Source organism: Ensifer sp. NM-2, assembly GCF_003024455.1.
GTDB classification, from domain to species: Bacteria; Pseudomonadota; Alphaproteobacteria; order Rhizobiales; family Rhizobiaceae; genus Ensifer; species Ensifer canadensis.
Genome location: NZ_PVZR01000018.1, coordinates 107216 through 133601 on the forward strand (window position 1 = coordinate 107216; position 26386 = coordinate 133601).

The 26386-nt window shown below is 61.8% G+C and carries 25 protein-coding genes; 14 read left to right on the plus strand and 11 right to left on the minus strand.

Features of this window, described 5'->3' with window-relative positions:
- Positions 1 to 25 precede the first annotated feature (25 nt).
- Positions 26 to 703: an alpha/beta hydrolase gene (locus C6558_RS28485; protein WP_025427123.1), complete on the plus strand. Its 678-nt coding sequence runs from the start codon at positions 26 to 28 to the stop codon at positions 701 to 703.
- Between the two features lie 18 nt (positions 704 to 721).
- Here C6558_RS28485 and C6558_RS28490 read toward each other — a convergent pair whose 3' ends face one another.
- Both C6558_RS28490 and C6558_RS28495 read right to left on the minus strand, forming a co-directional pair.
- A complete protein-coding gene (locus C6558_RS28490; RefSeq protein WP_057208642.1) occupies positions 722 to 1921 on the minus strand; it encodes a diguanylate cyclase in 1200 nt (399 codons plus the stop codon).
- A gap of 137 nt (positions 1922 to 2058) precedes the next feature.
- Positions 2059 to 3195, minus strand: coding sequence for an anhydro-N-acetylmuramic acid kinase (locus tag C6558_RS28495; protein WP_057208644.1), 1137 nt, complete (start codon positions 3193 to 3195; stop codon positions 2059 to 2061).
- 124 nt (positions 3196 to 3319) lie between these two features.
- On the opposite strand from C6558_RS28495, the gene tyrS reads away from it, so the two are divergent.
- Positions 3320 to 4573 carry a tyrosine--tRNA ligase gene (gene tyrS / locus C6558_RS28500; RefSeq protein ID WP_057208646.1) on the plus strand — a complete coding sequence of 418 codons (1254 nt, stop codon included), beginning with the start codon at positions 3320 to 3322 and terminating at the stop codon, positions 4571 to 4573.
- A 50-nt stretch (positions 4574 to 4623) separates the two neighbouring features.
- Here tyrS and C6558_RS28505 read toward each other — a convergent pair whose 3' ends face one another.
- The gene (locus tag C6558_RS28505) at positions 4624 to 8019 is read right to left on the minus strand and encodes a DUF3971 domain-containing protein (RefSeq protein WP_084814275.1); all 3396 of its coding nucleotides are present in this window, start codon (positions 8017 to 8019) and stop codon (positions 4624 to 4626) included.
- 320 nt (positions 8020 to 8339) lie between these two features.
- Here C6558_RS28505 and C6558_RS28510 point away from each other — a divergent pair, with 320 nt between their 5' ends.
- The 5 genes from C6558_RS28510 to C6558_RS28530 all read left to right on the plus strand — a co-directional run bounded on the left by C6558_RS28510 (position 8340) and on the right by C6558_RS28530 (position 13233).
- Positions 8340 to 8807, plus strand: a complete 468-nt coding sequence (locus tag C6558_RS28510; RefSeq protein ID WP_025427128.1) for a peroxiredoxin — start codon at positions 8340 to 8342, stop codon at positions 8805 to 8807.
- Between the two features lie 20 nt (positions 8808 to 8827).
- Complete coding sequence (locus C6558_RS28515) at positions 8828 to 9697, plus strand: ferritin-like domain-containing protein (protein ID WP_057208648.1); 870 nt, start codon at positions 8828 to 8830, stop codon at positions 9695 to 9697.
- A 48-nt stretch (positions 9698 to 9745) separates the two neighbouring features.
- Positions 9746 to 11077: a M23 family metallopeptidase gene (locus C6558_RS28520; RefSeq protein ID WP_245449232.1), complete on the plus strand. Its 1332-nt coding sequence runs from the start codon at positions 9746 to 9748 to the stop codon at positions 11075 to 11077.
- A 198-nt stretch (positions 11078 to 11275) separates the two neighbouring features.
- Positions 11276 to 12787, plus strand: a complete 1512-nt coding sequence (locus C6558_RS28525) for a DEAD/DEAH box helicase (protein ID WP_025427131.1) — start codon at positions 11276 to 11278, stop codon at positions 12785 to 12787.
- Positions 12788 to 12795: 8 nt separating this feature from the next.
- Positions 12796 to 13233 (plus strand): NUDIX domain-containing protein, encoded by a 438-nt coding sequence (locus C6558_RS28530; RefSeq protein WP_025427132.1) that lies wholly within the window; start codon positions 12796 to 12798, stop codon positions 13231 to 13233.
- A gap of 15 nt (positions 13234 to 13248) precedes the next feature.
- Here C6558_RS28530 and C6558_RS28535 read toward each other — a convergent pair whose 3' ends face one another.
- From C6558_RS28535 to C6558_RS28565, 7 genes are all read right to left on the minus strand, one after another.
- A complete protein-coding gene (locus C6558_RS28535) occupies positions 13249 to 13566 on the minus strand; it encodes a TfoX/Sxy family protein (protein ID WP_025427133.1) in 318 nt (105 codons plus the stop codon).
- Positions 13567 to 13570: 4 nt separating this feature from the next.
- The gene (locus C6558_RS28540) at positions 13571 to 15187 is read right to left on the minus strand and encodes an NTP transferase domain-containing protein (protein ID WP_057208650.1); all 1617 of its coding nucleotides are present in this window, start codon (positions 15185 to 15187) and stop codon (positions 13571 to 13573) included.
- On the minus strand, positions 15184 to 15891 hold the full coding sequence (locus C6558_RS28545) for an XdhC family protein (RefSeq protein ID WP_057208654.1): 708 nt from the start codon (positions 15889 to 15891) through the stop codon (positions 15184 to 15186). The genes C6558_RS28540 and C6558_RS28545 overlap by 4 nt, the downstream gene beginning before the upstream one ends.
- A 3-nt stretch (positions 15892 to 15894) precedes the next feature.
- The gene (locus tag C6558_RS28550; RefSeq protein WP_057208657.1) at positions 15895 to 16227 is read right to left on the minus strand and encodes an XdhC family protein; all 333 of its coding nucleotides are present in this window, start codon (positions 16225 to 16227) and stop codon (positions 15895 to 15897) included.
- A 1-nt stretch (position 16228) separates the two neighbouring features.
- The gene (locus tag C6558_RS28555; RefSeq protein WP_057208659.1) at positions 16229 to 17506 is read right to left on the minus strand and encodes a VWA domain-containing protein; all 1278 of its coding nucleotides are present in this window, start codon (positions 17504 to 17506) and stop codon (positions 16229 to 16231) included.
- Between the two features lie 2 nt (positions 17507 to 17508).
- Entirely contained in the window at positions 17509 to 18438 is a 930-nt protein-coding gene (locus C6558_RS28560) for a MoxR family ATPase (protein ID WP_057208662.1), read from the minus strand.
- Between the two features lie 122 nt (positions 18439 to 18560).
- Complete coding sequence (locus C6558_RS28565) at positions 18561 to 19010, minus strand: flavin reductase family protein (protein WP_082523666.1); 450 nt, start codon at positions 19008 to 19010, stop codon at positions 18561 to 18563.
- Positions 19011 to 19349: 339 nt separating this feature from the next.
- Between C6558_RS28565 and C6558_RS28570 the strand changes: the two genes are divergently transcribed.
- From C6558_RS28570 to C6558_RS28600, 7 genes are all read left to right on the plus strand, one after another.
- On the plus strand, positions 19350 to 20438 hold the full coding sequence (locus tag C6558_RS28570; protein WP_057208667.1) for a branched-chain amino acid ABC transporter substrate-binding protein: 1089 nt from the start codon (positions 19350 to 19352) through the stop codon (positions 20436 to 20438).
- The gene (locus C6558_RS28575) at positions 20435 to 21442 is read left to right on the plus strand and encodes a P1 family peptidase (protein WP_199197066.1); all 1008 of its coding nucleotides are present in this window, start codon (positions 20435 to 20437) and stop codon (positions 21440 to 21442) included. Before C6558_RS28570 ends, C6558_RS28575 begins: the two co-directional genes overlap by 4 nt.
- Positions 21443 to 21516: 74 nt before the next feature.
- Positions 21517 to 22191: a ribulose-phosphate 3-epimerase gene (gene rpe, locus C6558_RS28580; RefSeq protein ID WP_025427142.1), complete on the plus strand. Its 675-nt coding sequence runs from the start codon at positions 21517 to 21519 to the stop codon at positions 22189 to 22191.
- Positions 22191 to 22934, plus strand: a complete 744-nt coding sequence (locus C6558_RS28585) for a DUF2259 domain-containing protein (RefSeq protein ID WP_025427143.1) — start codon at positions 22191 to 22193, stop codon at positions 22932 to 22934. Before rpe ends, C6558_RS28585 begins: the two co-directional genes overlap by 1 nt.
- Positions 22931 to 23485: a hypothetical protein gene (locus tag C6558_RS28590; protein WP_051509166.1), complete on the plus strand. Its 555-nt coding sequence runs from the start codon at positions 22931 to 22933 to the stop codon at positions 23483 to 23485. The genes C6558_RS28585 and C6558_RS28590 overlap by 4 nt, the downstream gene beginning before the upstream one ends.
- 69 nt (positions 23486 to 23554) lie before the next feature.
- Positions 23555 to 24856 (plus strand): adenylosuccinate lyase, encoded by a 1302-nt coding sequence (gene purB, locus C6558_RS28595; protein ID WP_025427145.1) that lies wholly within the window; start codon positions 23555 to 23557, stop codon positions 24854 to 24856.
- Positions 24857 to 25085: 229 nt separating this feature from the next.
- Entirely contained in the window at positions 25086 to 25391 is a 306-nt protein-coding gene (locus tag C6558_RS28600) for a PilZ domain-containing protein (protein ID WP_025427146.1), read from the plus strand.
- 58 nt (positions 25392 to 25449) lie between these two features.
- Here the strand turns inward: C6558_RS28600 and C6558_RS28605 are convergent, their stop codons facing one another.
- Complete coding sequence (locus C6558_RS28605) at positions 25450 to 26268, minus strand: DUF2189 domain-containing protein (protein ID WP_057208670.1); 819 nt, start codon at positions 26266 to 26268, stop codon at positions 25450 to 25452.
- Positions 26269 to 26386: the final 118 nt, after the last annotated feature.

The window sequence follows — 26386 nt, forward strand, 5'->3', positions numbered from 1 at the left end:
AACCAGGAACACCCCCGGAGAGCCAATGCCCGAAATTATCTTCAACGGACCTGCCGGCCGCCTCGAAGGCCGCTATCAGCCTTCGAAGCAGAAGAGCGCCCCGATCGCCATCATCCTGCACCCGCACCCACAGTTCGGCGGCACGATGAACAACCAGATCGTCTACCAGCTTTTCTACATGTTCCAGAAGCGCGGCTTTACGACGCTGCGTTTCAACTTCCGGGGCATCGGCCGTAGCCAGGGCGAGTTCGACCATGGCGCCGGCGAGCTTTCGGATGCCGCATCTGCGCTCGACTGGGTGCAGAGCCTGCATCCCGATTCGAAGAGCTGTTGGGTTGCCGGTTATTCCTTCGGCGCCTGGATCGGCATGCAGCTCCTGATGCGCCGTCCGGAAATCGAAGGCTTCATGGCCGTCGCCCCGCAGCCGAACACCTATGACTTCTCGTTCCTGGCGCCCTGCCCGTCCTCCGGCCTCATCATCAATGGTGATTCGGACAAGGTGGCACCCGAGAAGGACGTGAACGGACTTGTCGAAAAGCTGAAGGCGCAGAAGGGTATTCTCATCACCCACAAGACCGTGCCGGGAGCCAACCACTTCTTCAACGGCCAGGTCGAAGGCCTGATGGCGGAATGCGAGGATTATCTCGACCGCCGCCTCAACGGCGAACTGACGCCGGAGCCGGCTGCCAAGCGCATCCGCTGATACCGATGCGGGCGGCTCTTAAGGCCGCCCGATCCATTGTGGGGGCAATGGGTTGACCACATTTTGTAGCGCCTCGGCGCATTCCACACGATTGCGCCCGTTTTCTTTTGCCGCATAGAGAGCCTTGTCGGCCCGCTGCATCGCCTGTTCGAGCGGTTCACCCTTGGCAATCGCCGCAACGCCGAAGCTTGACGTCACTCTCGCCTGCTCCGCAAGACCGTCGATCTTTTGCGACATCATCGCAGCGCGCATTCCGTGCGCCACCACCCGCGCCTCCTCCAGATCTGTGGAGGGCAGGAAAACCACAAACTCCTCGCCGCCAAGACGACCGGCAACTGCGCGGTTGGGCATGACATCTTTCAGGACGCGCGCAAACTGGCGGATCACCTCGTCACCTGTGTGGTGTCCGTAGCTGTCATTCACCAGTTTGAAACGGTCGAGGTCGGCCAGAATCAAGGTGCCCGGCTGACGGCCCTCGCGCAGCTGGAGCATAGGGATGACGCGTTCGGTGAAGCCACGCCTGTTATAGAGCCCGGACAAGAGGTCTATTTCCGAGCGTGCGCGGGCATCATCGACGATCTCCTTGACCATGACGCCGAGCATCGCAAGACCGGTGCTGACGATCAGCACGGCGCCAAGCGCCTGGGAAATCAGCGCGAACGGGCTCGATACATAATCCTGCGCGGTTGCCCCGGAACCGGCCGCGACGGCCGCGTAGATTTTCAGGAGATAGTAGCCAGAGGTCAGTACCAGCAGCGAGAGCAGGATCCAGTCCGCCGCCGAGCGCCGTTTGGAGCGGATGACGACGGAGGCCGACCACGCCTGGATGACAAAGAATGGCAACTGGTAGGGGGCGGCATGCTGCAGCGTTCCCCTAGGAAGATCATAGATCGCGAGGTCGAGCGTCACCGAGGCCAGGAAGAAGGCGACAAGCACCTGCCAGTTGGCTGGCACGCGATAGAACAGACCAAGGCCGAAGCGCAGCAGACAGAAACCGGCAAGCACGCTCGCAAATGCACCGATGGCAAAAAAACGGGGAAAGGATGTGAAGGGCACGACGGTTTCGAATACCGCCGCGAGCGAGGCAACGGCAAAGCCGCCGGCGCAAAAGAGCGCGGCCCTTCTGGACCGGCTCTTGGCGGCAATGACAAGAAATGCTGCAGTGAATATCTGGGCGATAACGAAGTTCACAGCCAGCAGAGAAATCGCACCACCCATCGACGAACCCGAATTGTCTGTTGCCACGGCAGGGCCGCTTTGTGCCACCTCATGTGGCAGCACCGGACGATACTATCGGTGGCAGGCGAAAATTTGATTAATCGGGCAAAGGGAATCGCGGCAGGCGGTACCTGCCGTCAGCCTGCGGTGCGGGATGCGAATTTGCCGCCGGTGACCGGTTGGCGCACCCCGGTTGTGCCGGGATAGGTGAGCGGCAACCCCCGCTGCGCACGCACCGCGAGATAGGCCCAGGCCTCTGCCTCCATCGAATCACCGTTGAAGCCGACCGCTTCGGCCGCAAGCACGTTTGCACCATGGGCTGTCGCCTCCGATGCCAGATCCCGCATGATCACCGGATTGAGCCGGCCGCCGCCGCACACGATGTAGGTTCGGGGCGCTGCTGGCAGATGACTGGCCGATTTGATGATCGCAGCCGCCGTCACATAGGCGAGCGTTCGCGCTCCGTCTTCGAGATTGGCGTCCTTTCCCTTTGGCGGTGCGAAATCGTTGCGATCGAGCGAACGGCGCCTGTCCGAGGAGAAGAAGGGATTGAGCAGATAGCGTTCGGCAAGATCCGGCAGCACGCTGCCTTCGCTGGCAATCATGCCGCCCTGGTCAAAGGGAATGCCGGCATGTGCCTCCACCCATTGATCGATCAGCGTGTTGCCGGGCCCGCTGTCGTAGGCAACCAGTCCGACGTCGGCGCCGATGAATGTCAGATTGGAGATGCCGCCGATGTTGACGAAAACGACCGGCTGAACCAGTTCGCCATTCGCTGCGGCGTTCCGGGCGAGTGCTGCATGATAGGCCGGAATGAGCGGTGCGCCCTGGCCACCATGCTCCATGTCGTTGGCGCGCATGTCATAGACGACATCGATGCCCGTTTCGCGGGCAAGCAGCGCCCCGTCGCCGATCTGGACGGTCAGGGCATCGTCTGGCCGGTGAAGCACGGTCTGGCCGTGAAACCCGATAACATCAACACTTTCGCGCAAGATGTTGTTCTGCCGGAGAAATGCCTGAACCGCTTCGACATGCCTGAGCGTCAGTTCCCGCTCGAGATCGGCCAAAATTCCTGGCCGTTGCTCGCGGCTGGCGATCGACTTTGCGTCTTCGAGACCCTGTTTCAGCCGGTCGCGGAAGCGTGCCTCATAGGCGTATCCCGCCGAAGGTCCCTGCTCGACGATCGCATCGCCGTCGGTGCGCAGCAGCGCCACGTCGATCCCGTCCATGCTTGTCCCGCTCATCAAGCCGATCGCGGTCATGATCTTGCCCATGCATTCCTCCAAGGCGTTGCCCATCTACATAGCAAAAACATCGGCCAAGCAAAGACGTGCACTTTTGCCCAAACAGTGCTAAACGCCGCGCGCAGACGTTCTACCCAGCCGAAAGAGACAGGTCATGTCCGAGTTCAAGTCCGATTTCCTCCACACCCTCAGCGAGCGCGGTTTCATTCATCAGATTTCCGACGAATCTGGTTTGGACGAACTGCTGCGCAAGGAAACCGTGACTGCCTATATCGGCTACGATCCGACCGCTTCGAGCCTGCATGTTGGCCACCTGACACAGATCATGTTGCTGCACTGGTTCCAGGCAACCGGCCATCAGCCGATTTCGCTGATGGGCGGCGGTACAGGCATGGTTGGCGACCCTTCCTTTAAGGAAGAGGCGCGCAAGCTGATGACCGTTGAGATAATTGAGGACAATATTGCCTCTCTCAAGCATGTCTTCGCCAACTACCTCGACTACGACAAGTCCGAGACCCCGGCACTGATGATCAACAATGCTGAGTGGTTGCGCGGGCTTAACTACCTTGAATTCCTGCGTGACGTTGGCCGCCATTTCTCGGTCAACCGCATGCTGTCGTTCGACAGCGTCAAGACCCGGCTTGATCGCGAGCAGTCGCTGTCGTTTCTCGAGTTCAACTACATGATCCTGCAGGCCTACGACTTCGTCGAACTGCACAAGCGCACCGGCTGCCGATTGCAGATGGGCGGCTCGGATCAGTGGGGCAACATCATCAATGGTATCGACCTGGGCCACCGCATGGGAACGACCCAGCTTTACGCCCTCACCTCGCCGCTTCTGACGACGTCGTCCGGTGCGAAGATGGGCAAGTCGGTCAATGGCGCTGTTTGGCTCAACAAGGACCTGCTGCCGATCTATGACTTCTGGCAGTATTGGCGCAATACCGAGGATGCCGATGTCATCCGCTTCATGAAATTGTTCACCACTCTTCCCATGGCCGAAATAAATCGTCTCGCTGCCTTAGGCGGATCGGAGATCAACGATGCCAAGAAGATTCTGGCAACGGAAGTGACCGCAATCTTGCACGGACGGCAGGCAGCGGAGGAAGCTGCTGAGACCGCCCGCAAGACCTTCGAGGAAGGGGCAGTCTCCGAAAACCTGCCGTCGGTCGACGTGCCTGCGTCGGAACTCGAAGCCGGCATCGGCCTGCTGACGCTTGTCGTACGTGCGGGGCTTGCCTCGTCCAACGGCGAAGCCCGCCGTCACGTTCAGGGCGGCGCCGTGCGCATCAATGACGAGGCCGTCAGCGATGAGCGCCGCCTGATCGGCAGTGGCGATGTGACCTCGGATGGCATCGTCAAGCTGTCGCTCGGCAAGAAGAAGCATATCCTCGTTCGCCCCGCATAAGCCGGTGCACTCCTAGAGAATCTCGAAGGCCGGCCATTGTGCCGGCCTTATTATTGAAACTCGAAGATGCTGCGGAAGACGCCGGGCGCGATGATCGAAAGCGGGTTGATCGTCAGCTTCGGCTGGTTGAATGGGCCATTGAGTTTGAAGGTGATACCGAGCAGGCCACGGTCGCGGCCATTGCCGAGCAAGACGCCGATCAACGGCAGTTCGCCAAAAATTCGGTTCAAACCGTAGGCGGGCATGAAGGTACCCGTCATATCCATGATGCCGTTGCCGTCACGCACTGTTCCCTGGAAAGTCGCGCCGACATCGGTTCCCCTGAGGACGCCGCCATCGACCCGAATGGCGCTGCGGTCGAGGGCAAGCTGGGCAAAACCGCGCTCGAATCGCGCCGTGCTGACATCGATGTCGCGCTTTACCGCCTGGTTGAGGCTCCGTCCGTCCTGTCCAGCCGGCGTCGACACCATCGACTGCAGCCGTTGCTCGCCGACCAGCTGGAACTTGCGGATGTCGATCGAGCCGCGCCATGACCGGCCGCCACGATCACGCAACTTCATGTTCAACAGACCACCGCGCATGTTGCTATAGATGTCGGCGAACCGAGCAAGCGAGCCGGCGTCGCCGGTGGTCAGTTCAAGAATGTTGTCGGCACCGGATTTGGCGAGCCGCGCCACTACTGCCTGGCCGCTTCCGGTGACTGCCGACAGATTGATGTCTTCGATCTGTTGGCCACGCTCCGAATAGACCAGGTTCACATTCGAAAGCACTTCGCCGTTGAAGCCGGCGACGCGACCGAGCTGACCCTGGATGGTGATGTCGTCACCGGCGCCACCGTCGCCGTTCGAGCCGCTCTTCATCTGGGCAAGGATCGGACGAATGTCTGCCGCGGCACCGCTCAGCGTCACGACATGGATGCCTTTGCGGCGATCGATGGCAACGTTGAAATCGTCGCCCTGCGCCAGACGGACATTGCTGAGCTTTGCATTAACGATGCCGGCGCCATCGACCTGCAGATTACCGCGTGCGCCGAAACCGTCACCGGCGATTGCAAAGTCCTTGATGGTTGTAACGCTGTCGTTGATGTCGGATGTGAAGCGCACCTCGGCTGGTATGCCTGCACCTTTGTTCCAGCCGATCCAGGGAAGCGAGAGCCTGGCCTTGGTCAGATCGACGGTAACGTGCTGAACATCAGCCTCGTCGATCACCAGATCGACGTCCATCGGCCCGAAGATGATCTTCGACAGGCCGGGGGTCAGCTTCTCCCGGGCTGCCGCATCGAGTGTGCCGCTGATTTCGCGTTTGCGTTTGACCTTCGATTTGCTGTCGACCGGTTCGGTGAGCGCGATCTTGACCTTTGCGCCTTCAACAACCGCATCGGCATCGAGAACCGCTTGCTCGTTGTCGACCCGGAACGTGCCGGAAAGATTGGAGACGCCGCGTCCGGCGATCGGGCGCGTGACGGTGACGTCCTCAAGCTGCATCTCCACTTGCCAGAGCGGCGGTGGCGGGTGCTGGTCGGTGACAAGGCCAAACCGCGCTCCGACCTGTGCGGTTAGCGGGCCGGTAAAGTCGCCTGGGACAAACGGTGTCTTTTGCAGCGCCTGAATCGGCTTGTAGGTGACGAGCTCGGCGATCGCGTCTGCCTCGCCGCCAACTTCGATCTTCATTTCCGCGATCAACGGCTTGGTGTAGACATCGGGAATGATGAAATCGCCGCCATTGAGCGCGACGGACCGGCCGGAGGGAAAAAAGGCCGCCCCCTGCTTTACGCCCACTTCCATGCGCTGGCCGCTCAGCTTGAACGTGCCCGATGTGTCGCGCAACGGCGGTATCTCACCAGCAATGTTGATCCGCGTTTCGTCGATGTTGAACGTGATGTTCAGTTCTTTCTCGTCGAGCTTCAGCTCGCCTTCGTTCTGGGCGATCCGCCCCTCTGCCACCGAAACCTCGATGCGCGCATCAGTGACCGTGCCGCCGAAGAGATTGCGGATCGCCCAGCGGCGCGCGCCCTTGGCGATCCACCAGGGCCAAAGCTGCTTGACGGCCGTCGGTTGCATCTGGTCGCTGACGGCGGCAAAGCTGACCTGCGGCGAAGTCTTGCCGAAGGCGACCGAAAGCGAACCGAACATCGAGCCGAGCGGGCTGGAAACGGCGAGCTGATCGAAGATCAGGCGGTGGCGCGCATCCGAGGTGAAGCGGCCGCTTGCCTTCGCATCGAAGATCAAGGGACGTTCGGTAATGTCCTCCGGCGCGGAACTTGCATTCCTGAACAAAAGATCGATGGCAAAACCCTGATCGGTTGCGCCTGCTGTTCTGTCGAGGTCTTTCACTGCACCAGTAAACGGGAAGATCGAGCGACCGATATTGACCGTCGACGGCAGCACCTCGACGGCAGCCCGCTCAAAGTCATAGGCGATATCCATCTGGGAGGGATTGATCGTCGAAACCAGCCCACCGGCGTGGAATGCACCTTCCGACGTCCTGACGGCCACGCGAAGGTCGGGCTTGGCGCCTTCGGCGGCGCGTGTCGCCGTGAGGGTCAGCCCCGCGGTCGCATCGATGCCGAAGGCGGCCTCCTTGCCGAAGGGGCCGTGATAGAAGAAGGGCTTCAGCGGAATGTTCGAGATTGCCGCTTCGAAGCCGGACATATGACCCTTTGCACCAAGAGCGTTGGCGCTGAGATCGACATCGACTCCATCGACGGTCACGCTGCCTTTGACGTGCATGGAGCCATCGGCATCACGATTGAACTCCAGCTCCTTGGCATCGACCGGCACGACACGGTTACGTGCACCGGCGACTGTGAAAGAAAAGTTGGAAAGCAACACCGTCTGGTCGCCACGCCCTGCCGCCATCTTCGACATGCGGTCGACATGGGCAAAAAGCTGCTCCAGTGCGTCGCCGACATCGGCGATCTTGATCTTCGTCAGATCGACCGGCTCGCCGCGTGGCAGGAGGCCGGTGTCGAAGTCGCCACCTTCGGCTTCAAGACGTGAAACCGAAATCCTGCCCGTCAACAGCGCCAGAGGGTCGAGGGCAATGGATATCGAACTCAACTTTGCGACAGGTTGGCCGGACGTGGCTTCGCTCAGCGCCACTTCCCGCGCCTTGAGCGCCAGCGCGCCGTTCGAGGTCATGCGAACGACGGTGCTACCGACCTCAGCGCGATAGGCGCCGCCGAGTGCCGCGTTCAGCGCCGTGCGGGCGCGCGCGTTCAGTGTGCTGTCGATCGCCCCGCTCTCGACGACGGCGATGAGGCTGGCCGCAGTGATGAAGGCGAGCAGTAAGCCGCAAAGGGCAATCTTGCTGAGAAAGCGCAAGAGCCCGCGTTTGTGCGGGGCATGCACGATGACGGGTTCGTGTGCCTGCGCCGAGGGCAACGCATGCAACGCGACGATGTCTTTCTTGCGAAAGCCGACTTTTTCGCCGCGGATCTCACTCATCGGCGCGGACGCCCTCCAGTTCATACGGGAAAGCCCGCCTCTCCCGTCGACGCATCATGCGGCAGCGGGTCGACGGATCATTGCCGTCACGTAGACCACATCTGGCCGGACGGTGTCATCACGTCTGGCCGACCATGCTGTGGAAAGCATTCACACATCCGTGGGTTTCGTGTGCGCGAATGCCGGGCAAAGGGTCCTATCGACGCAACCCGTCCGGAACCTGTCAAATCTAGCACAAATCCGCTGGACTGCGGTCGCCGATTCTCGATATGCCCTAGCCGGCGATTGTTCACAAAACTTGGCGCAAGGAAGGTTTATTCATGGCAAGCCTCACCCCCGGAGATCTCGCTCCCGACTTCACGCTTCCCCGTGACGGCGGCGGCACGATTTCGCTTTCTGCCTTGCGCGGGCGTCCGGTCGTCTTGTTCTTCTACCCCAAGGACGACACGAAAAGTTGCACCTTGGAAGCGATTTCCTTCACCGAACTCGCCTCCGAGTTTGCCGCTGCAGGCGTTGAGTTGATCGGGCTCTCGCCCGATTCGGTGAAACGTCACGATCGCTTTGCGAAGAAATATGATCTGGCAGTCACGCTTGCTGCCGACGAGGAAAGATCCGTCGTCAACGCCTATGGTCTATGGGTGGAAAAGAGCCTCTACGGGCGCAAATATATGGGCGTCGAACGCACCACCTTCCTGATTGCCGCCGACGGCCGGATTGCGCGCGTTTGGGAGAAGGTCAAGGTCAATGGCCACGCCAATGAAGTGCTCGAGGCCGCCAAGGCGCTCTAAGTCAAAACGACGAGGCCGCAATGAAGACGCTTCCCAACTTTCACAGTCTACGCGGCGCTGCCGTTGAGGCGATCAGTGCTGCCGACCTGACCGTCAAGACGGAACTGGCCCAGGAAGCGGCACGGCGCTGGCAGCGCCGTGCGCTGTCGCTGCGTTCGCCGCTGGATCGCCCCGTTCCTCTGCGTCCGGGTCGGCCGGAAAGGCCTGTTCTGACGCCACCCACGCAGGTGAAGAAGCGCTCGCTCGGCTCGCTCAAGGGCCGGATCGCGCTCTTGCATTCGATCGCCCATATCGAACTCAACGCCGTCGATCTCGCGCTCGATATCGTCGCCCGCTTTGCGTCCGAATCGGTGCCGAATTCGTTTTTCGACGGCTGGATGAAGGTTGCATTCGAGGAGGCCAAGCATTTCCGCATGGTTCGGCAGCGCCTGAACGACCTTGGCGCCGACTATGGCGACCTGCCCGCGCATGACGGGCTCTGGCAGGCGGCGCACGACACCCGCAACGATCTGACCGCCAGGCTGGCCGTCGTCCCGCTTATCCTCGAGGCGCGCGGGCTCGACGTGACGCCGGCGCTGCAGGCGCGCATGCGCGAGACCGGAGACTTCGAGACTGCCGCGGTACTCGACGTCATCTACGAAGACGAGAAAGGCCATGTGGCCGTCGGTGCCAAATGGTTTCGTTTCCTGTGCGCGCGGGAGCGGAAAGATCCGGCAGCGACTTTCCAGCAGCTCGTTCGCGCCAATTTTCGAGGTCCCCTCAAGGCGCCATTCAACGATATCGCCCGCGCCGAAGCCGGGTTGACGCCATCGTTCTATCGCTCGATGACGGCTTCCACAACCTCTCGTAGCGCGAGCACTCAACCAAATATTAACCCTAACGAAGTGTAATGCCCGTCAAGCAATGCGAGACAATTCGCACATGGCGGGAGCGGTGGAGTGTCTGAACGTTCGGCAAATCGCACCTTCGGAAATCGCGCGCAGAATCACGTCCTGATCCTGGCGAGCGGCGACAAGGTTCGTCACATGACCGTGCGTCCTTGGATGGCGGCCCTTGCCGTTTCTGCAGCCGGTGTGTTCAGCATCGGTTACCTCGCCGCCACATCCTACCTTGTTCTTCGCGACGACCTCATCGGTGGCACGATCGCCCGCCAAGCGCGCATGCAGCACGAATACGAAGATCGAATCACCGCGTTGCGAGCGCAGGTCGATCGCGTTACGAGCCGGCAGTTACTCGATCAACAGGTGGTCGAAGAGAAAGTCGAAAAGCTGCTTCAGCAGCAGCAGGCGCTTTCTTCTCGAAACGGCAAACTCGGCGCGCTGATCGAACGGGCTGAAAATTCTGGTCTGTCGACCGATTTCACCCAACCTGCACCGGTCGAACCCCTCGCCTACGAAGAACGTGCCGATGCCACGGGCGGTGTGCAGGCAATCGAAAAACTGATGGGGCTGAGCGGCACACAGGGTGCCGCGCCCGCCCGAGTTGCGGCCCTCGCCTATGCCCGGCCTGCCACGGTTGAAAGCACCTCCGATCGCGCCGATCGGCTTTTTTCGAAAGTGACGCTCTCGCTGAAGGATGTTGAGCGCGACCAGATGTTGCGGCTTGAGCAACTGACCGACGGAGCCGCCAAAACGTCCGAGGCGATCCGCAAGATCGTCGGTCGCACAGGTGTTGCCCTACCAGAAAATGACGTCGCCGAATTGCCGCCCTCAGATGAAACCACCGGTTCCATAGATAGCGCGATCGGCGGACCTTTCGTAGAGCCCCTCAATAACGATGGCTTCGGTCGATCGCTTGCCGCGCTTGACTCGGCGCTTGTCGAGCTCGAGCGGACGCGCGCACAGGTCCGGGAGTTGCCATTCGGCAACCCGTCGCCCGCAAGTGATATCACCAGCGACTTCGGCAACAGGCTCGATCCCTTTCTCGGGCGGTTGGCGCTGCATGCGGGCATAGACTTTCGCGCCACCGTCGGCACCCGCATCCGCGCGACGGCTCCGGGCACCGTGACGACTGCCGGGCTGACGGGTGGCTATGGAAACATGGTCGAGATCGATCATGGCAATGGCGTTTCCAGTCGCTATGCCCATCTCTCGACGGTGCTCGTCAAGGTCGGCGACCGGATCAAGGCCGGTGATGTCGTTGCCAAGTCCGGCAACACCGGTCGTTCGACAGGCCCGCACCTGCACTATGAGGTCAGGCTGAACGGTCAGGCAGTCGACCCCATGCGGTTTCTCAACGCCAGCAGCAAGCTCGCGAGCTACATGAAATGAGCATCATGCCGACCCGCTCGGCCCGTGCTACTTGACAAGAAACGCAACAGATTCGTTGCCATCAACCTTTTCCAGCTTCAACGTGCTGGATTTCTTGACTTTCGACGGCATTCGGCTTAAGAGCCCGGCCACGCGGTGGTGTGTTTTCCACCGATCGAGCAGTGTTCTTCCCGAACCGGAACGGAAACAGATTTCCCTTTGACCAATTTTGCTGACCTTGGCCTTAGCCAAAAAGTTCTCTCCGCAGTTACCGATGCGGGCTACACAATCCCGACCCCGATCCAGGCTGGTGCCATTCCCCCGGCACTGCAGCGCCGTGATATCCTCGGCATCGCGCAGACGGGAACAGGCAAGACGGCATCCTTCGTGTTGCCGATGCTGACCCTGCTCGAAAAGGGTCGTGCACGTGCGCGCATGCCGCGCACGCTGATTCTGGAGCCGACGCGCGAACTGGCGGCCCAGGTTGCAGAGAACTTCGACAAGTACGGCAAGAACCACAAGCTCAACATCGCACTTCTGATCGGCGGCGTCTCGTTCGACGAACAGGACCGCAAGCTGGAGCGCGGCGCCGATGTGCTGATCTGCACGCCCGGCCGCCTGCTCGACCATTTCGAGCGTGGCAAGCTTTTGATGAGCGGCGTCGAAATCCTGGTCATCGACGAAGCTGACCGCATGCTCGACATGGGCTTCATTCCTGATATCGAGCGCATCGCCAAGATGATCCCGTTCACGCGCCAGACGCTGTTCTTCTCGGCAACCATGCCGCCGGAGATCCAGAAGCTTGCCGACCGCTTCCTGCAGAACCCGGAACGGGTCGAAGTTGCCCGTCCGGCATCGACGGCACAGACGGTGACGCAGCGCTTCGTCGCGACGCACGCGAAGGATTACGAGAAGCGCGCCGTGCTGCGCGATCTGATCCGCGCCCAGGACGAGCTGAAGAACGCCATCATCTTTTGCAATCGCAAGAAGGATGTCGCCGACCTCTTCCGGTCGCTCGAGCGTCATGGCTTCTCGGTTGGTGCTCTGCATGGCGACATGGACCAGCGCTCGCGCATGGCCATGCTTGCCGGCTTCAAGGACAACAACATCACATTGCTGGTCGCATCCGATGTTGCTGCCCGCGGCCTCGACATCCCCGATGTCAGCCATGTCTTCAATTTCGACGTGCCGATCCATGCGGAAGACTATGTTCACCGCATCGGCCGTACCGGCCGTGCTGGCCGCTCCGGCGCGTCCTTCACGCTGGTGACCAAGCGCGACACGAAGTTCTCCGACGCCATCGAGAAGCTGATCGGCCAGAAGGTCGAGTGGCTGAACGGTGATCTGTCGAACCTTCCCGAGCCGATGGAAAGCCACGACACCGGTCGCCGTGAACGCGGTCGTGACGGTCGCAGGGACCGTAATAAAAAAGATGGGGACCGGGCGCCACGTGGCCGTTCCGATCACAAAACCGATACGGTTCGTGCCGATAGTGAGGCCGAAATTGAAGCAGTCGTGGAAAGGGTAGAATCGGTGAAACCGGCACGCAACGCAGAGACGAAGCAGAGCAACGGCCACCGTCCGGAACGTCCGGTCCGCGCGGCAAACCCTGCCAATGACGACAACCGCGATCGCCGCAGCCGCCACCGTCGCGATCACGACGACGGCCCGACACCTGTCGGTTTCGGCGACGAAATCCCCGCATTCATGCTGATCGCCGGCAAGGCCTGATCCTATCAATGGGTCGGCCAGGCATCGACTTTCCGGGCTTCGGTTGCGGACTAGCGATCATGCGCGATGGCAAGCTGTTGTTGTGCAAGCGTTTGAAGGCGCCCGAGGCCGGCCACTGGAATATCGTGGGCGGCAAGGTCGATCACATGGAGCGCAGCGAGCTTGCTGCGCGCCGTGAGGCGGAAGAGGAAAGCGGCCTGTCTATCCGCTCGACCCGCTTTCTCTGCCTCAGCGAACAACTGATCGAAGCAGATCGTCAGCACTGGATCTCGATGATCTACGTGACCGACGACTTTTCGGGCGAACCGCAACTGACCGAACCGGACAAGCTTTCCGACATCGGCTGGTACGATCTCGATGCCCTGCCCCAGCCGCTTTCGCGGTTTGCCGCCGACGCCGTCCGTGCCATTCGCGTGCAGACGAAGGCGCTGGTTGACGCCAATTAAACTCCGTCGTCGATTCTATTTTTTGGCCCGCAGCGACGCCTCATAGGCAAGCCTGACCCACCGCGCCATTTCGTCCGGATCGTCGTACGCTTCTTCCGGGATGCTCCAATAGGGCATCTTCACCGTTTTCCCCTTGCCGTCATAGGCCCATTGTCTGGATCCGGCCGCTTCGAAGGTCGGGCCTGTCCTGTCGTCGCCCTTCAGCAATATTTCGCCATCGACTTCAAGCGCGAAGATGATGCCTTCGAAATAGACGCCCTTGCCGCCGAACATGCGTTTGATGGTCACGGCCCCAAGCGTTTCGAACATCTCTTCGATTGCCGCATTGTCCATGCTGTCACTCCTCCAATATGCCGCCGGCAGCGATGATCTGCTCCGGTGTGTCGAGGTCGAGACGCGCAGCTGCTCCAAGCTCGACGTCGACCACCGGCAGGCCACATCTCTCGACGATATGCCTTGCGCCGACATCGCCAACCAGCTGGCTGATGGCAGCAAATGTCTGGCGCGGCAGGATAACCGGGTTGCCGCGCTGGCCATCGGCCGTTGCTCGAATCACTGCCCGCCCGCCTTCAGCGGTAAATGTATCGACGAGCCGGCGCAGATCGCCTGCCGTTATCCCGGGCATGTCGGCGAGCATCACCAGCATGCCGCCCGCTCCTTGATCGAGTGCCGAAAGCCCTGATGTCAGCGACGATGCCATACCGGACATGTAATCGGGATTGGAAACGAGCGTCACCGGCAAATCGCCGAGTGCAGCGCGGATTTCGGCCTCCCGATGGCCGGTGACAACGATCACCCGGCCGATATCGGCTGCAAGCGCGCTGACGACGGTGCGACGGATGAGGGGCACGCCACCGAAGGTCGCGAGCAGCTTGTGGCCGCCCTCCGGCCCCATGCGGCTTGCACGACCCGCTGCCAGCACGACGGTTTCCACCGGGCCCAGAGCTTTGGAGGCAACGGGCTCTCGCGGCTGCGGGCGGGTGGGTATCTCCTTCAGCAGGCCGCCGACGCCGAGCCCGGTAATGTCATGCGGGCTTGGCCATTCGCCGGCGAGGATGCGATCGAGCACCCAATCGAAGCCGTTTTCACGCGGGCTCCGCGCACAGCCGGGCGCTCCGACCACCGGCACCGTGCCGACGCGGCCGAGCACGATGAGATTGCCGGGATCAACGGGCATGCCGACATGATCGACAGTGCCGCCCGCAAGGCGGATGGCGGCCGGAATGACATCATCCGAATCGGCAACCGCCGACGCGCCGAAGACGACGATGAGGTCGTGGTCTGCCTTCAAATCGCCGATGGCTGCAGCCACGGCGTCTTCCGTATGGGCGACGCGCCGCTCGGTCGTTAGCCGGCTTGCGGATTGCCGCAGGCGCGCAGCCAGCACGGCATGGGTCTTGTCCATGACCTGGCGCTTCAGCGATGGCAACTCGGTTGCTATTAGTGCCGCGTCGCGCGGGGCGAAGGGTTTGACCTCGAAGGTTGTGTGTTGGCGTAGCAGCGTTTCCGCCTTCGCCACGAGCGAGCCTGCCACCGCAAGCGGGATGATCTTGATCGTCGCCACCATGTCGCCGGGCTGCACCGGCACATGATCTGCAAGACAGGCGAGCGTGATGGCCGGGTCGATGCGGTTCAACCGGTCGACGGTGTCGCGGGTGGCGACGAACAGTCCGTGTACGCGGGAATAGATGTTTACGCGGCCGGTTGCCGCTGCCGAGAACCGCAGATGGTCGGGCGCGATCGCCGCAGCGATCCGGGCCGCCGCTTCATCCTCCAGCAGATCGCCCCGATCCGGCTGGGCGACGATAACTTCGTCGGTGCCCGCCTGAACCAATGCAGCAATATCGGCTGAGGTCAGGACGTGCCCCTTCGGCAATCGAAGATCGCCAATCTTGACCGCGTGCGCAAGCACGGTGCCTTCGGCCGCTGAAACACTGAGGCTCCCAAATCTCATCGATGCTCCTCGCTGCCGGGCATGATATCCCGGCGCCTGAGCGCTTCGATGATTTCGGCAAGGATAGCAAGGGCGATCTCCGCTGGGCTCGCCGCGCCGATGTCGAGGCCGATTGGCGCCCTGATCCGCGCGATCGCATCGTCGGTTAGCCCCAGGCGACGCAGGCGTTCGACGCGGCCTGCATGGGTCTTTCTGCTGCCAAGCGCACCGACATAGAAACAGCCGGCATCAAGGGCCGCCCGGATCGGTTCGTCATCGATCTTCGGATCATGCGTGAGGGCGACCATGGCCGTGAACCGATCAAGCGGCCGGACGTTGAGAACATCTTCGGGCCACTCCGCTATCAGCTCTACGCCAGCAAAGCGCTCGGCCGTCGCAAAGGCCGTGCGTGGATCGATGATAGTAAGGTCGAAGCCTGCGATGGGCGCCATGCGCGCGAGCGCCTGGGAGATATGGACGGCGCCGACAACCAGGATGCGCGGTGGCGGCAGGTAGACATTGAGGAAAAAGGACCGCTCACCTACGACGATCATTCCGGGCTTGCCGGAGCGAAGTGCTGCCGCCATCGCCTCGGTCCATTCGGCCGGACAGCGCTCGCCTGCGACGCAGAGCACGCTTTGGCCGGTCTCGAGATCGCTGAAGACAACAGCCGCTTGCCGCCGCGTCCGGGCTGCATTCAATGCCTGAAGGGTTGTGAGGTCCATGGCTCAGCCGTCAACCCGCTCGACAAGCACCCGGATCCGGCCGCCACAGGAAAGACCGACACGCCATGCCGTCTCGTCGGCTACGCCGAATTCCAGGATCCTCGGATTTCCCGTCTCAATGATATCAGCGGCTTCGCTGATGACAGCACCTTCGACGCATCCGCCGGAAACGGAACCTTCGAAATTGCCGGCACCGTCAATCACCAGATGACTGCCGACCGGCCGCGGCGCAGACCCCCAGGTTTCGATCACCGTTGCAATCGCTACTTGGCGGCCCTCGCCAGCCCAGACTTCGGCGACGGCGAGCGGATCGAGGACGTCAGCTGATACCTGCATTTTACTTGCCTCCCAGCAAGGCGCGATGCTCGCTCATGAACCGTCGAGGGTCGGCCTCTCCGGACCTTTGACCCGACAGCGATCTGACCAGCTCGCCCACGGACTCAAGATTGTGCACGGCACGGAATTCGTCAACATGCGGCAGCATCGCCTTGACGCCGCGCGCCCGCGCCTCGAAGCCGTCGAACCGCAACAGCGGATTAAGCCAGATCAACCGACGGCAGGATCGATGCAGGCGATCGATCTCCTGCTCAAGCTCAGTTGTATCGTCCCGCTCGAGCCCGTCAGTAATCAAGAGCACGATGGCGCCCTGCCCCAGGACGCGCCGCGACCAGCGTCGGTTGAACTCATGCAGGGTTTCGCCGATGCGCGTGCCACCCGACCAGTCCTTGACCGCGGAGATGCATTCGTCGAGCGCGACATCCGGGTCGCGGTTTCGCATCGGTCGCGAAACATTGGTCAGCCGCGTGCCGAAGAGGAAGGTGTGAACGCGCTGGCGCTTTTCGCTCAGGGCATGGAGAAAGTGTAGGAAGATGCGGGTGTATTGGCTCATCGAGCCGGAAATATCGGCAAGCACGACCAGCGGCGGATGAACGAGACGCCGTTCGCGAAAGCGCGGCAAGATCAGTTCGCCGCCGAAGCGCATCGCATCGCGCATCGTCGCGCGCGGGTCGATCCGGATTTGCCGCGCCGAAGCGCGGTACCGACGCGTACGAACCCGATCGAGCGGCAGCACCAAAGACGATAGCGCCCGCCTTGCTTCGGTAATCTCGGCAGCCGTCATCTGGGCGAAATCGGCTTTGCGGAACAGCTCCCGCCCCGAAACCGTATAGCGCGCATCGACCTCGATCTCGGGTTCGTCACGTGGCGGCCGGGTGTCATCGTGGCCGGACATCAGTGCGTCGCTGACGCGCGTCTCGCCGGCCTGTCGGCGCTGGCGCTCGCTCTCGCGTTGCGGCGCGAGCGGAGACATCATCGCAATCATTTTCTCGACGAGGCCGCGCGAGCGCCAGAACAGGCGAAACGCCTCGTCGAACACGGGCTGGTCCTCGTGGCGCTTGACGAAGATGCACTGAAGGGCGGCGTAGAATTCCTCGCGGGCGCCGATGCCGATCAGGGTCACCGCGTCGATGGCGTCGGCCACCGCCCCGGGTCCGATCTTTATCCCGGCGCGTCGCAGGGCGCGGGCAAAGTACACGATGTTGTCGGCGAGCTTTCCGTCACCGGGCGGGATCGGCGGGAGAATGGCACCGTCAGGCGAATGTTCTCCCGGCTCCATCGTCAACCGGCCGCCAGCAATTCGGCCTTGACCTCGGCGAGCAGCTTGCGCCCCTCGGCTCCGTCGATCCTGGCGATGTCGTCCTGGTATTTGAGCAAGGTGCCGAGCGTATCGGCGATCGTTTCGGGGTCGAGCGCGAGCCGGTCGAGCTCGGTCAGGGCCGTTGCCCAGTCAATCGTCTCGGCGACACCCGGGTTCTTGAAGAGAGCGATGGTGCGAAGCCGCTGCACATAGGCGATGATTTCGCGCGACAGGGCGGCGTTGCAGCCCGGAACCTTGCGGCGGATGATTTCGAGTTCCTGTGTTGCCTTCGGATAGTCGACCCAATGATAGAGGCAGCGCCGCTTCAAGGCGTCGTGGATCTCGCGCGTGCGATTGGTGGTGATGATGACGATAGGCGGCTCAATGGCACGGATGGTGCCGAGTTCAGGAATGGTGACCTGGAAATCCGAGAGGACTTCGAGCAGGAACGCTTCGAAGGCTTCATCCGTGCGATCGAGTTCGTCGATCAGGAACACCGGCGCCCGCCCGTTCTCAGCGGAAATCGCCTGAAGTACCGGGCGTCGAATGAGAAATCGTTCGGAGAAGATGTCGCTTTCGACCCTGCGTCGGTCGACCGCTCCGGCCGCTTCCGACAACCGGATCTCCAGCATCTGCGCAGGGTAGTTCCACTCATAGACGGCGGAGGCGACGTCGAGCCCCTCGTAGCACTGCAGGCGGATCAAAGGCCGATCGAGGGCACGAGCCAGCACCTTGGCAATCTCGGTCTTGCCGACACCGGCCTCGCCCTCGAGAAAGAGCGGGCGTTTCATCCGCAACGCGAGAAACAGCACGGTCGCAAGCGCCGTGCCGGCGAGATAATCCTGTGCCTCCAGCATCGCCATCGTTTCATCGATGGATTGGGGCAATACGCCTGTCGCCGGTGCCGTCATGCATCCTCCGCCACGGCCAGTTTCAGTTGTAAGCTATTTCGGTTGAAGTAATGCCTTTATATCAGCAAGTTGCAGGCGTTTTCTCAATCAAGCGCAGAGAGTGAATTACGCCTCGTGAAAACCTACAGCGAGTGATATCCGCGGTCTACATAAATGAGCGGCGGGCGCGGCGGGCCAAGCGCGACGTCCACGACCTCGCCGAACAGCACCAGATGGGTCGCAATGGTCTTGACCTCGATCAGCCGGCAATCGAACGCGGCCGTCGCATTGACGAGGATCGGCGAACCGGTTGCCAGCTGCCTCCATTGGCCAAGCGCAAAGCGACGATCCATGTCGAGCTGGTCACGGCCGGAAAAGGCGTGGGCGAGCGCACGGTGTTCGTCACCGAGCAGGTTCAGCGCAAAGCTGTCGCCGCGCACGAAGATGTCGTTGCGCGGGTTGGCGCCGTTCAGGCAAACGAGAACGGTCGGCGGACTGTCGGAAACCGAGCAGGAAGCAGTGACCGTGACGCCGCGGCGCTCGCCGCCACTGGCAGCGGTGATGAGCTGCACGTGGCCGGCCAGGCGGCTCATGGCGTCGCGATAACTTATCGGGTCCAGTCGGGTTCTCTCCAACACATCTCTCTCCGGGCGAGGTCAGGCACATATAGACGCTGGCGTAAATTATGAAACCCGCCGGCTGGAGATTCTTGCAGATCCGCGACATGGCCATGGCGCGGATCGGATGCCCGTTGTTTCCACTCGCATCTTTTCCTTTGACGCCGGTGGCCACATCCTTAAAACATGCGGCCACTACAGCGCTGCGGGTGATTGAGTTCATGCCAAGGATTGCGGTAGCATTTTTGGACTCGCTGCATAATCTTTCCTTGAAACCAATCCGAGCTTGGGAATTATGCAGTAGCGGGGAATTGCATGCTTCGATCGATCGTTTTGAGCCTCATCGTAGCGGGAATGGCGCAAGCCGCACCTGCCGCCGCTGCCGGCGTCAAGGTCGCGGTCGTTGCCCCCGTTGAAGGGCCATTTGCCCTTCTCGGCAAACAGATCATCGATGGCGCCTCTTTCCAGGCCGGCGATCGCGGCAGCGAAATCGTCGTCATCCCGGAAACATGCGACGCGGCCGGTGCAGAAGCGCTGACCAAGGCGCTTGTGGCAGCAGCTGCAGAGGCGGCCATCGGCTTCCTCTGCGTCGAGAGCCTCGACGCGACACTGCCCGCCCTCGCCGAGGCCAATATACCGGCGGTGACGTTGAGCGTACGGTCCGACATCCTGATGGAAGACGTACTCAAGAAGCATTGGCCGCTGTTCCGCCTGGCGCCGAGTGGCAAGGCCGAATCGGCAGCCGTCGTTGCTGCGATCACCGCGCGTTGGAAGGACAAGCCGATCGCCTTGATCGACGACGGCACGATCCATAGCCGCGAACTGGTCGAGAGCGTGCGCGCAGCGCTCGGCGAAATCGGATTGACCCCGGTCTTTACCGACACCTATCGGCCGGCCCAGGAACAGCAGATCAATCTTGTACGGCGGCTCGTCAAGAGCGGCGCCACCCACGTTTTCACCGGCGGCGACCGGCAGGATACTGCCGTGATCGCGCGCGACGCGCAGGAGGAAGGCGCGAACCTCACCTTGCTCGGCGGTGACACGCTGAATGCAGCCGACGTGGCCGAGCCGCTCACCGATGGTGTCCTGGCGCTGACGTTGCCCGATGCGGCGCGGTCGCCCGAAGGAAAGCCCATAGCCGAGGCGATGCGTGCCGCCGGCATCGAGCCCGATGGCTATGTGCTTCAGGCCTTCGGCGCCATGTCTGTTCTCGAGCAGGCCAAGGACCAGGCCGAGAAGGATGAAAAGCCGTTGACAGAGGCCCTGCTCAAGGGGCCATACCAGACGGTTCTTGGGCCGATTGCTTTCAATGCGGGGCATGAACGCGCCGACAACCCCTATCGCTTGATGCAATGGCAGAGCGGCCGCTTCGTGCCGGTTGCCGACGCCGCCGGAGTGCAATGATGCTGCCTGGTCCACGCAACCTTATCACCGACGTCGCCGGCCTTTCCGTCGGCAATGCCGAAGATCATCGCTTGAAATCGGGCGTGACTGCCATCGTCTGCGATCCGCCGGCAACGGCCGCCGTCCAGGTGCTCGGCGGCGCGCCCGGCACGCGCGAAACGGATCTTCTCGAACCGCACAACACCGTGCAGACAGTCGATGGTATCATTCTGTCCGGCGGGTCAGCGTTTGGGCTGGATGCCGCCTCCGGGGCGCAGGCGGCGCTCAGGGAAATGGGACGTGGGTTTGTGATCGGCCCGCACCGTGTGCCGATCGTCCCGACCGCCATCCTGTTCGACCTGATCAATGGCGGCGACAAGGATTGGGGGCAGTTTCCGCCCTACCGCGAACTTGGGTATGAGGCTGTACAAAAGGCTGACGCTGATTTTGCCACCGGCTCGGTCGGTGCCGGCACTGGCGCCTTGACCGCGACCTTCAAGGGTGGCCTTGGCTCCGCCTCAATCGTGCTGCCGAACGGCATTACCGTCGGCGCGCTCGTGGCCGTCAATGCTTTGGGTTCTGCGACTGTCGGCAGCACCCGGCACTTCTGGGCCGCCCCTCACGAGAAACAGGACGAGTTCGGTGGGCTCGGCCTTCCCCACCCCATGCCGGCGAATGCATCCGAGGTCCGCACGAAAATGGGCGCAAACTTGTTGGCCGCCGCCAACACCACGATTGCGGTCATCGCCACAGATGCGGTGTTGACCAAGGCCGAGGCCAAGCGCCTGGCGATCGCCGCGCATGATGGCTTCTCGCGGGCAATATGGCCGGCGCACACGCCGCTCGACGGCGACCTCATTTTCGCCCTTGCCACCGGCGCAAGCGGCCGGACGCTGGAGCTCGCAGACTTCCTCGAGCTGGGTGCTGCCGCCGCCGCGACGATGGCGCGCGCGATCGCCCGCGGCGTCCACGACGCCACACCTGCCGAAAACGATCCCGTGCCGTCATGGTCGAGCCGCGACTAAAGCGCGATTAGCACCGCGCATGTTGTTTGCGCGGCTGCGGAGTGCTATTGCGCGGGAAACAGCCGGAGCCTCTCATGACCCATCCCATCCGCATTGCCCCGTCGATCCTGGCGGCCGATTTCTCGAAGCTCGGACAGGAAGTCCGCGATGTCGTCGATGCCGGCGCGGATTGGATCCATCTCGATGTCATGGACGGCCATTTCGTCCCGAACATCACGTTTGGGCCCGACGTGATCAAGTCGCTGCGCCCCTACACCGAAGCGACCTTCGACTGCCATCTGATGATCTCGCCCGCCGACGGCTTTCTCGAAGCCTTCGCAAAGGCCGGCTGCGATATCCTGACGGTTCACGCCGAAGCCGGGCCGCACCTGCACCGCTCGCTGCAGACTGTCCGGTCGCTCGGCAAGAAGGCCGGCGTCTCGCTCAACCCGGCAACACCCGAAAGCGCCATCGAATATGTGCTCGACACCGTCGATCTGGTGCTGGTGATGACGGTCAACCCGGGCTTCGGCGGCCAGAAGTTCATCGACGCGACCGCGGAAAAGATCCGCCGGATCAAGGCGATGATCGGCGACCGGCCGATCGAGATCGAAGTCGACGGCGGCATTGCGCCTGAAACGGCGGCGATTGCAGCCGGCGCCGGCGCAAACGTGCTGGTCGCCGGTTCGGCGATCTTCAAGGGTGGTTGGGTCGATGCCTATCGCTCCGCCATCCAGGCGATCCGAGCGCCTGCCGAACAGGCCCGCTGATGATCTCGCGCCCGGCAGCGCCAGGGCTCCTCCTCCTGGCGGTGACATTTGTCGCCTCGCAGGCATCGGCGGGTGACTATGCCGCATTCCAGCCGATCGGCTTTTCCTCCGATGGATATGTCTTTGCGTTCGAGGAATACGGTGTCCAGGACGGCTCGGGTTTTCCCTATTCCACGATCTACGTCATCGATACCCGCAACGACACTTTTCTGCCGGGTGCGCCGGTGCGCGCAGTCGGTCGCGAAGATGGCGCCCCCCTGCACCGGATGAGACATGAGGCGCATCGGCGCGCCGCTCCGCTGATCGACGCCTACAGGCTTGCCGAGGCGCCGGGATTGCTGGCGGCCTACAATCCGATTACCGAAGCCAATGCAACGCCATTGGCCCTCACTTACGATGCCTTTGCCGCCGACGATGCCTTCCGCCAGACCTACGGCCTGACGCTCGAAGAAAAGAGCTTCGAACCAGGTGGGCTCTGCAAGGACTTCCTGAAGGAGGTCAAAGGCTTCCGCCTGTCGATGACGATGAAGGCGGGCAAGCCTGCAAGCGACGTGCTGCAGGACGATACCCGTGTGCCGGAAAGCCGCCGTTGCCCGACGGGCTATCGCATCGGCGGTGCGGTAACGCACATGAATGACGACGGCACGCAAACCCACGTTGTGATGGTGCTCGTCAAATCGCTCGGGTTCGAGGGCACGACTGACGGACGATGGATTGCGGTTCCGACGCGGATCGCAAAATGAACGAAACGGGCGCCGGGGCGGAAGTGAAATCAGCATATGCTTCCGCGCCCTCCCTCAAGCGCTCGCGATTCCTGCGGGCGTTTCCGTCCGCGGCGGAACTTGTCTTCGGCACGCCAGCCTGGGGGCTGGTGATGGTCGCTTCCGCCTGGGTCGCGCTCTGGCTGCGCGAGGGCGCCCTGACCTTCCACCTGGTGGAACTGCTGGTGATGTATGGTCTGGGCGGCATGCTGGCCTGGCCAGCTGCCCTGTTCCTCGCACGGTTTTCTACGCTTGGCCGCCCTGCCGAGACGCGGTTTGCGGCCTATCTGCTCTGCCTTTCGCTCGGCACGATCGCCGTGACGGCAATGCTCTTCGCACTCGACTATCGCGTCTTTTACGCCCGCTGGCATGCCAATACCGGTACCCGGACCTGGTTCTACCAGTTCGCCTTTACCTCGCTTGTCGCCTTCTACCAGTTCCTTGTGCTGGGCGTTCGGCTCTATCTTCCGGTTGGCGGCGCCGCACTTCTGGCCGCCAGCCTGTGGCTTGCAGGTTCGCGAGGCCGTCAATAACGTTGAGCTTGTCGGGCATCTTTGCTAGAGGCACAGCCATCCTCCACTGATGACGAAAGCTGAGAGCCCATGATCCCCCGTTATTCCCGACCGGAAATGGTGGCCATCTGGTCGCCGGAAACCAAGTTCCGCATCTGGTTCGAGATCGAGGCCCATGCCTGCGATGCGCTGGCCGAAATCGGCGTGATCCCGAAGGATGCCGCAAAGACGATCTGGGAAAAAGGCGGCGCCGCCAAATTCGACGTCGACCGGATCGACGAAATCGAGGCCGTCACAAAGCATGACGTCATCGCGTTCCTGACGCATCTGGCAGAGTTCGTCGGCCCCGACAGCCGCTTCATCCACCAGGGCATGACATCCTCCGACGTGCTCGACACCTGCTTCAACGTACAGCTCGTGCGCGCAACCGACCTTTTGCTTGCTGATATCGACAAGCTGCTCGAAGCACTGAAGCGCCGCGCCTTTGAGCACAAGGATACGGTGACGATCGGCCGCTCGCACGGCATTCATGCCGAACCGACGACCTTCGGCGTCAAGCTGGCGCTTGCCTATGCCGAGTTCGATCGCTGCAAGCAGCGCCTTATCGCGGCCCGTGAAGAAGTCGCGACCTGCGCCATCTCCGGCGCCGTCGGCACCTTCGCCAATATCGACCCGCGCGTCGAGGAACACGTCGCCAAGGCGCTTGGCCTGAAGCCGGAGCCGGTTTCCACCCAGGTCATTCCGCGCGACCGCCATGCGATGTATTTCGCCACTCTTGGCGTCGTCGCCTCGTCGATCGAGCGGCTGGCAACCGAAATCCGCCACCTACAGCGCACCGAAGTCCTGGAAGCGGAAGAATACTTCTCGCCGGGACAGAAGGGCTCGTCGGCCATGCCGCACAAGCGCAACCCGGTGCTGACGGAGAACCTCACGGGTCTTGCCCGCATGGTTCGCGCCTTCGCCATTCCGGCGATGGAGAACGTAGCCCTCTGGCACGAGCGCGATATCTCGCATTCCTCGGTCGAGCGCATGATCGGCCCTGATGCGACGGTGACGCTCGACTTCGCGCTTGCCCGCCTGACCAACGTGATCGACAAGTTGCTCGTCTATCCCGACAACATGACCAAGAACATGAACAAGTTCCGCGGTCTCGTTCACTCGCAGCGTGTCCTGCTCGCTCTGACGCAGGCCGGTGTTTCGCGTGAGGACGCCTATCGCCTCGTTCAGCGCAATGCGATGAAGGTCTGGGAAGAGGGCAAGGACTTCCTTGAGGAGTTGCTTGCCGACACGGAGGTTCGCGCGGCCCTGTCGGAAGCCGACATCCGCGAAAAGTTCGATCTCGGCTACCACACCAAGCACGTCGACACGATTTTCGGCCGGGTCTTTGGCTGACGCCGCCGCGCAAAAGTGCGTAGCGCTTTTGCGATAACGACATGCGCAAGCAATAAGGGCCGGGCGCGATAGCCGCCCGGTTCGTGTCAGAGCGAAGCACGTTTCTGTGGTATTGCGCTATTATGCCCGCATTTGATGCAGTTTGCTCGAATGCGGGCATTTTTGTTAGCGAGGAATTCAATCTTTGCGTGAGATGATCGAGGCTGATCAATTCAGATCGAGGGTTCACATGGCCTACAAGGACAGTGTTCAGCGCACGGCAGCGCGCACGCAGACGAAGATTACCGGAACGGTGACCTGCAAGACGGGTGCGAGCAACGGCATCGTTACGGATCTTTCCGCAGAAGGCATCTGCTTTCAGCTCTATTTCGACATCAATGCACGCACCGGACAGGAAGTGACGATCCGCAGCGAAGAACTCGGATTTCTGACCGGCATGGTCCGCTGGTATCGCGGTGACAAGATCGGCATCAAGCTCAATCTTTCGTCCAACACCGCCGCCCAGATTTCGTCCTACTACAAATTTTTCAAGTAGGTCGGACGATCCTCACAGGAGGAAGCGGCCAGCCTCCGGGAGGCTGGCCGTTTTGTCGTTATCGCATACGGCTGCTGCGAGCACCGGGCTCAACCATCTTGCGATACATGTGCCATGTCGCGTGACCGAGGATCGGCATGATGACGGCAAGGCCGACGAAGACCGGGATCGACCCGATCAGCAGGCCGGCCGCAACGATCAGCCCCCAGAAGGCAACCGGGATGGGATTGACGAGAGTTGCGCGTATCGAGGTTTCGACGGCAGCCACAGCACCGACGTCACGATCGATCAGCAACGGGAACGACACTACGCTGATCGACAGCACGATCGCGGCGAAGACGAACCCGACGGCGTTGCCGACCAGGATCAGGTTCCAGCCCTGCTCCGTGTTGACGATGCCGTTCCAGAAGGCGGCGATCGATGCCGGCGGTTCGGCGCCGAAGATCCTGATATAGAGCGCCTGTGCCACCAGGAGCCAGGCAATGAAGATGACGAATAGCATCGCTGCGACAGCCACGATCGAGGGCAGTGCCGGAGATCGATGCAGGCGGAAGGCGTGAGGCCAGGACGTGTCCATGCCAAGTTCGCGGCGCCTGCTGATTTCATAGAGTCCGATGGCGGCGACCGGCCCGATAAGGGCAAAGCCGGACGCGAGCGGATAGAGCAGCGGCAGCATGTTGGCGCCCGCGCTCCACGTCATGAGCACGGCACCGGCGATGGGGTAGATCAAGCAGAGAAAAACATAGTGAGACGGCTTTTCGCGAAAGTCGTTGAACCCGAGGCGCAACGCGTCCATCACGTCAGCCAGGCCGATCTTTTTTATTCCGGGATGGGCGACGCTGGCGTCCGGTCCCGACAGAACATGGAATGTTGTCATGGCTCACACTCCTCAACCACTACAGAGCGGTCCCGGACCAGCGACAACGGCAAAACTCGAGCCGCATCGACCGCGACCTGCAGTGTCGATTATACATAAAATGATGCCTCTGTCGCCT

Coding starts and splice junctions, on each gene's coding strand:
- purB (WP_025427145.1), top strand. CDS start 23,555: ATGATCCCCCGTTATTCCCGACCGGAAATGGTGGCCATCTGGTCGCCG.
- C6558_RS28585 (WP_025427143.1), top strand. CDS start 22,191: ATGATCTCGCGCCCGGCAGCGCCAGGGCTCCTCCTCCTGGCGGTGACA.
- C6558_RS28575 (WP_199197066.1), top strand. CDS start 20,435: ATGATGCTGCCTGGTCCACGCAACCTTATCACCGACGTCGCCGGCCTT.
- C6558_RS28550 (WP_057208657.1), bottom strand. CDS start 16,227: ATGCAGGTATCAGCTGACGTCCTCGATCCGCTCGCCGTCGCCGAAGTC.
- C6558_RS28535 (WP_025427133.1), bottom strand. CDS start 13,566: ATGGACAATGCGGCAATCGAAGAGATGTTCGAAACGCTTGGGGCCGTG.
- C6558_RS28540 (WP_057208650.1), bottom strand. CDS start 15,187: ATGAGATTTGGGAGCCTCAGTGTTTCAGCGGCCGAAGGCACCGTGCTT.
- C6558_RS28560 (WP_057208662.1), bottom strand. CDS start 18,438: ATGACGGCACCGGCGACAGGCGTATTGCCCCAATCCATCGATGAAACG.
- C6558_RS28565 (WP_082523666.1), bottom strand. CDS start 19,010: ATGAGCCGCCTGGCCGGCCACGTGCAGCTCATCACCGCTGCCAGTGGC.
- C6558_RS28505 (WP_084814275.1), bottom strand. CDS start 8,019: ATGAGTGAGATCCGCGGCGAAAAAGTCGGCTTTCGCAAGAAAGACATC.
- rpe (WP_025427142.1), top strand. CDS start 21,517: ATGACCCATCCCATCCGCATTGCCCCGTCGATCCTGGCGGCCGATTTC.
- C6558_RS28570 (WP_057208667.1), top strand. CDS start 19,350: ATGCTTCGATCGATCGTTTTGAGCCTCATCGTAGCGGGAATGGCGCAA.
- C6558_RS28495 (WP_057208644.1), bottom strand. CDS start 3,195: ATGGGCAAGATCATGACCGCGATCGGCTTGATGAGCGGGACAAGCATG.
- C6558_RS28530 (WP_025427132.1), top strand. CDS start 12,796: ATGGGTCGGCCAGGCATCGACTTTCCGGGCTTCGGTTGCGGACTAGCG.
- C6558_RS28515 (WP_057208648.1), top strand. CDS start 8,828: ATGAAGACGCTTCCCAACTTTCACAGTCTACGCGGCGCTGCCGTTGAG.
- C6558_RS28590 (WP_051509166.1), top strand. CDS start 22,931: ATGAACGAAACGGGCGCCGGGGCGGAAGTGAAATCAGCATATGCTTCC.
- tyrS (WP_057208646.1), top strand. CDS start 3,320: ATGTCCGAGTTCAAGTCCGATTTCCTCCACACCCTCAGCGAGCGCGGT.
- C6558_RS28600 (WP_025427146.1), top strand. CDS start 25,086: ATGGCCTACAAGGACAGTGTTCAGCGCACGGCAGCGCGCACGCAGACG.
- C6558_RS28605 (WP_057208670.1), bottom strand. CDS start 26,268: ATGACAACATTCCATGTTCTGTCGGGACCGGACGCCAGCGTCGCCCAT.
- C6558_RS28490 (WP_057208642.1), bottom strand. CDS start 1,921: ATGGGTGGTGCGATTTCTCTGCTGGCTGTGAACTTCGTTATCGCCCAG.
- C6558_RS28555 (WP_057208659.1), bottom strand. CDS start 17,506: ATGGAGCCGGGAGAACATTCGCCTGACGGTGCCATTCTCCCGCCGATC.
- C6558_RS28545 (WP_057208654.1), bottom strand. CDS start 15,891: ATGGACCTCACAACCCTTCAGGCATTGAATGCAGCCCGGACGCGGCGG.
- C6558_RS28485 (WP_025427123.1), top strand. CDS start 26: ATGCCCGAAATTATCTTCAACGGACCTGCCGGCCGCCTCGAAGGCCGC.
- C6558_RS28510 (WP_025427128.1), top strand. CDS start 8,340: ATGGCAAGCCTCACCCCCGGAGATCTCGCTCCCGACTTCACGCTTCCC.